We start from the raw sequence: 9,588 nt of genomic DNA on the forward strand, positions 1-9,588 counted from the left end.
GATGATCCGCATAAAAAATAAAGAAGGAGCATCAAGATGATACGAGAAGAAACTTCAAAACATAAAATACTGACCATTCCCAACATCCTGTCCTTTTTCCGGCTCTGTCTGATCCCGGTGTTCGCCTGGCTTTACTGTGTGGAGAAGAACTATATATGGACCGGGATCGTGCTGATCATATCTGGTGTGACGGATACGGCGGATGGTCTGATAGCGAGACGGTTCCACATGACAAGCGATCTGGGAAAGGTGCTGGATCCAGTGGCAGACAAACTGACCCAGGCGGCCATGCTGGCCTGTCTTCTGACAAGATTTCCTCTCATGGTGCTTCCCCTTGGGATCATGGTTGTAAAAGAAATATTCATGGGCATTACCGGACTTCTGGTAATCCGGAAGACGGGCAGCGTATTCGGGGCAGACTGGCACGGGAAAGTCACCACCTGGCTTCTCTACGCCATGATGGTTCTCCATCTGTTCTGGTACAATATCCCGGCACAGGTGTCACAGGTACTGATCGGGATCTGCGTGGTTATGATGCTTTTGTCCCTTGTGCTCTACGGCAGCCATCATATCAGGACGCTGAAGAAAAAATAAATACAGGTTATACAGATGGCAGGCAGCCGGTTTGCGGCAGCCCTGTCAGACAATGATGCGTGTGAGAGGAAGAAGAAAATGAGTGTTCAAGATAATGTTGTTTTTATATTGGAGGTCATTGGCACAGTGGCCTTTGCTGTCTCTGGAGCACTGGTGGGGATTCAAAAATCCATGGATATATTTGGCGTGTGCGTGCTGGGAGTGATCACCGCCGTGGGCGGAGGGGCTGTCCGGGACATTGTAGTGGGGATCATACCGCCCAACGTGTTCCGAAATCCGGTCTATGCGACGGTGGCTGTCCTGGTGTCCTGCCTTGTCTTCGGGGTGATGTATTTCCGGCAGTCCCTGTCCAGCGAAAGGCTGGGAAAATTGTATGACGGGGCTATGATGCTGATGGACGCTGTGGGACTGGGAATTTTTACAGTGGTAGGGGTAAACGCAGGCCTCCAGCAGGGATACGGGGATAACGCCTTCCTTCTGATCTTCACCGGGACAGTGACCGGTGTGGGGGGCGGACTTCTCAGAGATGTTATGGCAGGCGTTCCGCCCTACATATTTGTCCGCCACATCTATGCCTGCGCCTCCATAGCAGGCGCCGTGGCGTGTACGGCGCTCTACAGCGTGACCGGCATGACGGCCGCCATGTTTGCAGGGGTGATGCTGGTGCTGGTGATCAGGTGCCTTGCCTCACGCTACCGGTGGAATCTGCCCAGGATCAGTCTGGAAAACGAATAGGAAAAGGATGAAAACAGGCCGGCTCTTTGGCGAAAATCCTTGCAAATAGGTTTTCTCAGGTCTATAATGATTATGGATCAGATACAATTGGATAAGCGTGTCACGGGGAGCTGGCCGTTAGCCGGCTGAGAGGAGGCTGTTATCGTCTCGACCCGCAACCTGATTTGGATAATGCCAACGTAGGGATGTGTGTTCGTGTGTTAATAGGAGATGCCCTCGTGCATCTCTTTTTTGTTCCGTGCATCTGATCAAATAGAGAAAGGAGCTGTGTATTGATGAGACAAAATACAGCAACGAAGAAACTGGTGCTTGCAGGAGTTCTCACAGCTCTGGCCGTCGTGGGGAGTCTGATCAGTTTTCCCATAGCGGGCAGCAAGTGCGCTCCGGTGCAGCACATGGTCAACATTCTGGCCGCAGTGACGCTGGGACCCGGATGGGGCGTAGGAATCGCTTTTACGGCAAGTCTTCTGCGCAATATCCTGGGGATCGGAAGTCTTCTGGCCTTTCCTGGCAGTATGGTGGGAGCCCTCTGCTGCGGACTGGTCTATGCAGGCTGGAAAAAGCTGGCGCCCACCTGTGTGGCTGAGGCACTTGGGACAGGCATCCTGGGCGGACTTTGCGCCTACCCTGCAGCCAAACTACTGATGGGGATGGAGCCTGCGGGACTTTTTGTGTACGTTGTCCCGTTTCTCGTGTCCACCGTGGCAGGAAGTATACTGGCATTTATCCTGATCACAGTGTTAGAGAAGGGCGGCGTCATGAACCAGCTGCGGGCAGCTGGGTAAATATGCAGATCGGAGGGCTTGCCCTCTGAAAAAGCGGCAGACTGGGGACACCACTTTGTGTCGCTATAGAAAAATCTGGTTGTACAAAAAAAGGAGGAAATACAGCCATGATGATCACCGTGTTATACAGAGGTGAAGGCGTCGGCATCCGGATGGAGAGAAGGGGAAAGGATCCCTCTTCTCCCCGCTGTTTCCATGGCCGGCGTCAGAAAAAGAAGGAAAAACGCAAATGGAGGTAGGACGAATGGAAACTTACACAACACAGATGGATGCAGCCCGCAAGGGCATCGTGACATCCCAGATCAAGAGGGTGGCAGAGAAGGAAAACATGCCGGTGGAAAAGCTGATGCAGCTTGTGGCAGAGGGAAAGGTGGCGATCTGCGCCAACAAGCGCCACACCTGCCTGGATCCGGAGGGAGTGGGCAGTATGCTCCGCACAAAGATTAATGTAAACCTGGGTGTATCCAGGGACTGCAAGGACTATGACATCGAGATGCAGAAGGTGATGAGCGCCGTGAATCTGGGAGCGGAGGCCATCATGGATCTCTCCAGTCACGGCAATACCCAGCCTTTCCGGCAGAAGCTGACAAGCGAGTGCCCGGTTATGATCGGGACTGTGCCGGTGTACGACAGTGTGATCCACTATCAGAGAGATCTGGCGACTCTCACGGCAAAGGATTTTGTTGATGTGATCCGTCTGCACGCAGAGGACGGGGTGGATTTTGTGACTCTTCACTGCGGTATTACCCGCAAGACCATTGAGCAGATCCGGAAACACAAGAGAAAAATGAACATTGTGAGCCGGGGAGGAAGCCTGGTATTTGCCTGGATGAGCATGACAGGGGAGGAGAACCCGTTTTACGAGTACTTTGATGAGATCCTGGATATCTGTGAGGAGTACGACGTGACCATCTCCCTGGGAGACGCCTGCCGTCCCGGCTGTCTGGCTGACGCTACAGATGTCTGCCAGATCGAGGAGCTGGTGCGCCTTGGCGAACTGACAAAACGGGCCTGGGATCACAATGTACAGGTTATGGTAGAAGGACCGGGGCATGTGCCGCTTGACCAGGTGGCGGCCAATATGGAGGTGCAGAAGAGTATCTGCATGGGAGCGCCTTTCTATGTGCTGGGGCCTCTTGTCACAGACATTGCACCGGGGTACGATCATATCACAGCAGCAATCGGCGGCGCTGTAGCAGCTATGAGCGGAGCGGCTTTCCTCTGCTATGTAACACCGGCAGAGCATCTGGCCTTGCCAAATGTGGAGGATGTGAAGCAGGGCATCATCGCCTCCAAGATCGCGGCTCACGCGGCGGATATTGCCAAGGGCATCCCGGGAGCGAGAGATATAGACGACCGCATGGCCGAGGCGAGGCAGAAGCTGGACTGGGATGCGCAGTTTGAGTGTGCCCTTGACCCGGAGACGGCAAAAGCGATCCGGGACAGCAGGAGCCCGGAGGATGACCACAGCGACACATGCAGCATGTGCGGTAAATTCTGTGCCGTGCGCAGCATGAACAAGGCCCTGGCAGGAGAGTACATTGATATTCTTTAAATCGGCGGGCGGAAAATAAAAGACGGAATGAGAGGCGGACCTGCTGAAGAGAAGTGCCGGGAACGGCACCCGGATGCAGGCCCGCCTTTTGTCTGTCATTTTTCTTGTTTTGTGTCTGCTGCAAGTTCTTCAAGTGACCCAAAAGAGTATCCCATGTCCTCCCACTTCCCCAGAAGTTCATCCATGATCTCTCCGTTGGTGGAGGAGGTGCTGTGGAGGAGGACGACAGCGCCCGGATGAATGCGGCCCAGCAGTTTGTCAAAGGCCTCTTCCTTTGTGGGCTGATCGTCCTGGTACCAGTCTACGTAGGCGAGGCTCCAGAAGAAGGTGTGGTAGCCAAGTCCCTTTGCCATTTTCAGGTTTTCCACATTGTACTTCCCCTGGGGAGGACGGTAAAATTTTGTCATCTCCTTTCCTGTGATCTCTTTATAGCAATTTTCCACACCCTCCAGCTCTTCCCGGAAGGCTTCCAGGGTGGAAATCCGGGACATATCGGGGTGAGTGGAGGTGTGGTTGGCTACCGTGTGTCCCTCTTCCACCATCCGGCGGATCAGATCCGGGTTCTCAGAGATGAAGTTTCCCACTACAAAAAATGCAGCGGGAGCTTTATGCTTTTTCAGAGCGTCCAGAATGGGCTCGGTATTGCCATTCTCATAACCTGCATCAAAGGTCAGGTAGATCCGTTTCTGATCTGTATCGCCCAGGTAGAAGGCATTGTACTGTGCCAGTTCATCCACAGTGGCATTTCCCACGGGAGGCTGGCCCTCCTCCTGGAAGCCAAGGCCCCAGTTTCCCTCGGCTGAAGAATGGATCTGATCAGAGTGGGATGCGGTGACAAAGGAGGTCACCTGGGCGGCCGTGCGTCCAAGGAGAAAGGCAGCGGCCAGTATAAGAGTGACCCGGAGAAAAGGAAGAGGTCTCATTTTGCGGAACATAGGATGGTATCCTTCGTCTTGCAGTTGTCTTTTTATTATATGAGGGGAGAGGGGCGGGTATGACGGGGAGACTGCTGATAAAAATACAGGAGATCCGCCTGTTTGACATGGAAAAATTTCTTTACTATAATCGAAATCATCAGGGTATTGGTACCTGAACAGGATATGTCACGAGGAGGGAAAACATGATGATCAAAAGTTTTCGAGAGTATGTGGAAAAACTGAAAGAATGCGGTGAGATTGTGACTGTTGAGAAGGAGGTGGACTGGAACCTGGAGATGAGTGCTATTACAAGGCGTGCCTATGATCTCCCGGCACCGGCACCTCTTTTCCAGAATATCAAAGGGTGTACTCCGGGATTTCGGGTGCTGGGGGCGCCGGTAGGGTTGAGCCCGGACCGGAGCCATCCATTTTTGAGGGTTGCTCTGTCTCTGGGGCTTCCGGTGGATACGAGTGTCCCGGGGCTGGTGGCGGAGTGGTCGCGGCTCCCGGATGTGAAGCCCATACCGCCAAGGGAAGTGGAGAGCGGTCCATGCAAGGAAAATAAGCTGTTTGGGGATGAGATCGATCTGACAAAACTTCCGGTTCCCTGGATCCACCATGGGGATGGGGGACGCTATATCAATACATATGGGATCTTTATCGCAGCCACCCCGGACGGGAAATGGGTAAACTGGGCCATCTCCCGTGCTATGCTGGACGGACCCCGGACGATCGCGGGCGTTGTGATCCCGACCCAGGATTTTGGAAAAATCTATGCGCGGTGGAAAGAGATAGGAAAGGAAATGCCCTTTGCTCTCTGCCTGGGTGTTGATCCGGCTATTGCCATGATCGCCGGCTATCCTCTGCCTTCCGGTGTAAGTGAGGGAGAGATGATGGGCGGCTGGTATAAAGAGCCGGTGGATGTGGTGAAGTGTGAGACAAATGATCTTCTTGTGCCGGCATCTACAGAGATTGTCATCGAAGGGCTGGCGTCACTGGATGAAAAGGTGCCGGAGGGACCGATGGGCGAATACGGCGGGTATGTGTGGTCAGGGAGAAGCCAGCAGGTACCCTGCTTTAAGGTCACAGCCATGACACACCGGGATGATCCCATTATGCCTCTCTGCGTGGCCGGTGTGCCTACAGAGGAGAATCATACCAACTGGGGCATCAGCATTGCCGCCAGTATCCAGAATGTACTGCGCAGGCAGGGATTCCCGATAAAAGAATGTTTCATTCCCATGGAATCCGCGGCTCATTGGTTTGTCGTCTCTGTGGACAGAAACCGTTCCTGCGAGGATGATGACAAGCTGGCATCTGAAATCGGAAGAGCTGTATTTTCTTCAAAAGGGGGATCTTATATTCCAAAGGTGATCGTAGTGGACGACGACATTGATCCAAGCGATATCAGCCAGCTCACATGGGCTATTGCCACCCGGCATCACCCGGACAGGAGAGTGACGATTCCGGAACAGTATATATTCCCGCTGGTAGCGTACCTGAGTCCGGAGGAGAAGAAAAGCGCTGTCTCCACGCGTGTGATCTACAACTGTCTGACTCCGTTCCACAGCTGGCCTGAAGAGCGCAGACCAGTAGAAGCATCCTTCCGCGGATATCCGGAGGAGCTGCAGCAGAAGGTGCTGGACAACTGGGAAGAATATGGATTTTAGAAGCGTTTCGGAGGCTCTTTCATTTTCGTGATTTAATATTTTGATACCCTGTTTGATACCCTTTGATTTTCCGAATAAAACAAAAGAGCTGGAAACGCTTATTTTTCAAGCATTTCCAGCTCTTTCATAACAGGGGATGAGAGAATCGAACTCCCGCTAAGAGTTTTGGAGACTCCTGTCATACCATTTGACCAATCCCCTGCATCATTTTCTGACCTAAATCGGTCACTTGATATTTATATCATATTCTTACATGTCTTGTCAATCCGAAATTGAAAAAATTCTTACGAAAATTCCATCAATTCCCGCAGGCTTACACATCTATCTCCGTGGCTCCTGCCATGTGGATCTGAGAGTAGAAGATGACCATATCCTGTTCCCGAAGGAGCATGTTGCCGTTGGGGATCAGCGTGCGGCTGTTTCTCTTGACAAGGACGATGATGGACCTTCTGGAGATATCCAGCTCCTGGATGCGCTGACCGATCCAGGGATGATTTTTCTGGAGCACCATTTCCTTGAGCTGAATGCGTTCGCCCTTGTTGTTGTGGAAGGACTCAGCTCCCAATACCATGGCGTCCCCGGCTTTCACCACCATGTTTCCCCGGGGGACGATGATCTTGTGATCCCGCTGGATGGCAGCCACAATGACCCGGGCAGGGAGGTGGAGCTGGGAGATGGTCTTTCCTGCCCACTTGTCCTGGTCGGTCAGATGGATCTGAATGAAATGGATGTCCGCCTCCTGGCCGTACTCACTCATCCTCTTGATGCGGGAATACTGATCCACGAATCCCGCGGAAATGATACCGGTGGGGATGGCCACAATACCCACGTCCAGGAAGGCGATAAAGATGCCGAACATTTTCCCAAGGACAGTGATGGGGTAAATGTCGCCGTAGCCTACAGTGAGCAGGGTGGAGGCAGCCCACCAGATCCCCGAGAAAGCGTTGGAGAACACTTCCGGCTGGGCCTCGTGCTCCAGGCTGTACATGCACAGGCTGGAGGCCAGCATCAGCATGAGGATGATGAAAACGGAAGAAAAAAGCTGTTGCTTTTTGCTCACAATGACTTCCGTGATCACATTCAGAGAGTCGTAGTAGGCATTGATGCGGAACAGGCGGAAGATCCGTATGATCCGGAACATGCGGAAGGCGATGGCTCCCGCCGGGAAAAAGAAGGGGAGATACTGGGGCAGAAAGGACAGAAGGTCCACAATGCCTGTAAAGGAAGTCATATATTTCAAAATAGCCCTGGGCTGAGTGCTGCCCGGGTACAGATATTTTGCCGTCCATATGCGGAGAAAATAATCCACCATAAAAAGAGCCACAGTGGCCTGCTCTATGGTCATCAGCAGACTGCCGTAAGCGGTCCGGTACTCTTCAAATGTGTAGACCATGCTGACTATCAGATTGAGAATGATGCAGAAAGCATTAAAAAAGTCATAGATGCGGCTGATATAGTCGTACTCTGTCCCTACCTCTATGATCTCGAAAACTCTCTTTCTGCGCTTTTCCCATGTGCTTTGCATCCTATGATCCTCCCCGCAATAAGCCTTCACAGCTATTTTACAATATATACAGGCGATTGCAAGAGGGAAAAAGGAGACTCTTGTCCTTTGGAGACCGGTGAAATATAATGGTAATGCCGGCGTCTGAAGAGCCGGCGGCAGGATGATAAGGACAAGGAGAATGAGTGAACAATGAGTGCGGGAAAAATCATGGTGGTGGAAGACGATCTGGCCCTGAGTGCGGGCCTTTGTTTTGAGCTGGATATGAACGGATACCTGACTGTGGCAGCTTACAATACGGGGAAGGCCAGACAGCTTGCGGCGACGGAAGATTTTGACCTGGTACTGCTGGATGTCAATCTGCCGGACGGAAACGGGATGGATCTGTGCCGGGAACTGAAGGAAGACTGCCCACAGCTGCCGGTCATTTTTCTTACAGCCAATGATCTGGAGGAAGATGTGGTGGCAGGATTTGACCTGGGGGCAGACGACTATGTGACCAAGCCTTTCAGTATGAAGATCCTTCTCAAAAGAGTGGAGGCAGCTCTGCGCCATGCAGGGGGAAAAGAGCAGTCCCCAAAAGATCTGTGGGCAGACGGTTTCTTAAGTCTGGATTTCGGCTCGCTGACAGCCAGGCGGGGCCAGGAACAGATCGCCATTACCCCCAATGAATATAAGCTTCTGCGTGTGCTGACGGAGAATGAGGGAAATGTGCTGACGCGCCAGACCCTGCTGGGGAAACTGTGGGACAGTGAAGGGAATTATATCGATGATCACACGCTGACTGTCACTATGAACCGGCTGCGGGCCAAGATTGAAGGCGAGGGGCACACATACATCAGAACCGTGCGGGGCATGGGCTACATCTGGACAGGGGGAAGATAGATGAACGGGAAAAAAGAAAGGTACCAGGAGGCGGCGCTGACTCTTGGGACAGTGATTTTATTTGCAGCTATGGTATGGGTTCTGTGGGCGTATGTTCCCAGAAGGGAAGTGCGCTTTGTCCTCCTTGCAGGATGCGCCGGGATCCTGGCGCTGACAGCAGTGCGGCGGGCTCTCGTGCGGCGCCAGGTGGCAGAGTTTTCCGGCAGGATCTGCGAGATACTGGACAGTCTGATTGCCGGAGAGCCGGGCCGGTGGCCTTATGTCTATGAGGACAGTCTGACGTCGAAAGTCCAGGGGAAGCTTCTGCAGTTCTACGATATTGCAGATGAGGCAAGGAAGGTGAGCGGCAGGGATAAAAAGATCATCCAGGAGCTGGTCAGTGACATTTCCCACCAGGTCAAGACGCCCATGGCAAATATCCGGATGTTTACCGGTATTCTGAAGGAGCACGATCTGCCGGAAGAGAAGCGGCGACAGTTTCTGGAGACTATGGAGGGGCAGATTGGGAAACTGGATTTCCTTATGCAGTCTCTGATCAAGATGTCCCGGCTGGAGACCGGGACTTTTGTGCCTTTATAGGAAATTCCGATTTTTCCAGAAAGTAAAAGAAACACGCGTTCACCAAACTTGAGCTTGGCGAACACGTGCGTGGGAATGACAATAAGACGATGGTCAGGTTAGAAGATATAAAAACCTTCTTCACCAAACAAATCGTCAAAAGGATCGTCTTCATTTAGAAAATAATCCATATCCAGAAGGTCATCCTCGCTCATATGGCGAATGTCCTCGGATGTTATGCCTTCGGGTGGATTATCCATGTATTTTTTGCGTAGTTTCTCTGTGTTTGGGTTCATAAGCAAAGCCTCCTTTGAAAGGAGTATACCACGGGAATGGGATTTAAGGAAGCTATGCGGACGACCTTCTTCCACGAGAACGGGACATG

General features: G+C 52.4%; 11 protein-coding genes, 1 tRNA gene and 1 riboswitch. Of the genes, 8 read left to right on the forward strand and 4 right to left on the reverse strand.

The genetic code is table 11. The features are described 5' to 3' along the window. Positions 1–36: 36 nt before the first annotated feature. The 5 genes from Q5911_RS12660 to thiC all read left to right on the forward strand — a co-directional run bounded on the left by Q5911_RS12660 (position 37) and on the right by thiC (position 3,669). Positions 37–594 (forward strand): CDP-alcohol phosphatidyltransferase family protein, encoded by a 558-nt coding sequence (locus Q5911_RS12660; RefSeq protein ID WP_076778561.1) that lies wholly within the window; start codon positions 37–39, stop codon positions 592–594. A gap of 78 nt (positions 595–672) precedes the next feature. Continuing rightward, on the forward strand, positions 673–1,329 hold the full coding sequence (locus tag Q5911_RS12665) for a trimeric intracellular cation channel family protein (RefSeq protein ID WP_076780985.1): 657 nt from the start codon (positions 673–675) through the stop codon (positions 1,327–1,329). Positions 1,330–1,422: 93 nt separating this feature from the next. Continuing rightward, a riboswitch (TPP riboswitch) is annotated at positions 1,423–1,532 on the forward strand. 72 nt (positions 1,533–1,604) lie between these two features. Then, positions 1,605–2,114 carry an energy coupling factor transporter S component ThiW gene (gene thiW / locus Q5911_RS12670; RefSeq protein WP_076778559.1) on the forward strand — a complete coding sequence of 170 codons (510 nt, stop codon included), beginning with the start codon at positions 1,605–1,607 and terminating at the stop codon, positions 2,112–2,114. Positions 2,115–2,221: 107 nt separating this feature from the next. Then, a complete protein-coding gene (locus tag Q5911_RS12675; protein WP_278320704.1) occupies positions 2,222–2,353 on the forward strand; it encodes a hypothetical protein in 132 nt (43 codons plus the stop codon). Positions 2,354–2,358: 5 nt separating this feature from the next. Further along, on the forward strand, positions 2,359–3,669 hold the full coding sequence (gene thiC, locus Q5911_RS12680) for a phosphomethylpyrimidine synthase ThiC (protein WP_303183282.1): 1,311 nt from the start codon (positions 2,359–2,361) through the stop codon (positions 3,667–3,669). A 95-nt stretch (positions 3,670–3,764) separates the two neighbouring features. On the opposite strand, the gene Q5911_RS12685 is transcribed toward thiC, so the two are convergent. Then, positions 3,765–4,604 (reverse strand): polysaccharide deacetylase family protein, encoded by an 840-nt coding sequence (locus Q5911_RS12685; protein WP_076778555.1) that lies wholly within the window; start codon positions 4,602–4,604, stop codon positions 3,765–3,767. A gap of 185 nt (positions 4,605–4,789) precedes the next feature. Between Q5911_RS12685 and Q5911_RS12690 the strand changes: the two genes are divergently transcribed. Beyond that, on the forward strand, positions 4,790–6,256 hold the full coding sequence (locus Q5911_RS12690) for a UbiD family decarboxylase (RefSeq protein WP_303183286.1): 1,467 nt from the start codon (positions 4,790–4,792) through the stop codon (positions 6,254–6,256). A 130-nt stretch (positions 6,257–6,386) separates the two neighbouring features. Here the strand turns inward: Q5911_RS12690 and Q5911_RS12695 are convergent. Beyond that, positions 6,387–6,457: transfer RNA gene (locus Q5911_RS12695), tRNA-Trp, on the reverse strand. A gap of 112 nt (positions 6,458–6,569) precedes the next feature. Continuing rightward, positions 6,570–7,781, reverse strand: a complete 1,212-nt coding sequence (locus Q5911_RS12700) for an ion transporter (protein WP_303183288.1) — start codon at positions 7,779–7,781, stop codon at positions 6,570–6,572. 171 nt (positions 7,782–7,952) lie between these two features. On the opposite strand from Q5911_RS12700, the gene Q5911_RS12705 reads away from it, so the two are divergent. After that, entirely contained in the window at positions 7,953–8,645 is a 693-nt protein-coding gene (locus Q5911_RS12705) for a response regulator transcription factor (protein WP_076778551.1), read from the forward strand. Then, positions 8,646–9,224 carry an ATP-binding protein gene (locus Q5911_RS12710; RefSeq protein WP_303183291.1) on the forward strand — a complete coding sequence of 193 codons (579 nt, stop codon included), beginning with the start codon at positions 8,646–8,648 and terminating at the stop codon, positions 9,222–9,224. It begins immediately after the preceding gene. Between the two features lie 98 nt (positions 9,225–9,322). On the opposite strand, the gene Q5911_RS12715 is transcribed toward Q5911_RS12710, so the two are convergent. Then, positions 9,323–9,588, reverse strand: a 266-nt coding sequence (locus Q5911_RS12715; RefSeq protein ID WP_303183295.1) for a hypothetical protein, incomplete at its 5' end; no start/stop codon positions are given.

It is taken from the genome of Lachnoclostridium phocaeense (genome assembly GCF_959599685.1).
In the GTDB taxonomy this organism is placed as follows: Bacteria; Bacillota; Clostridia; order Lachnospirales; family Lachnospiraceae; genus Claveliimonas; species Claveliimonas monacensis.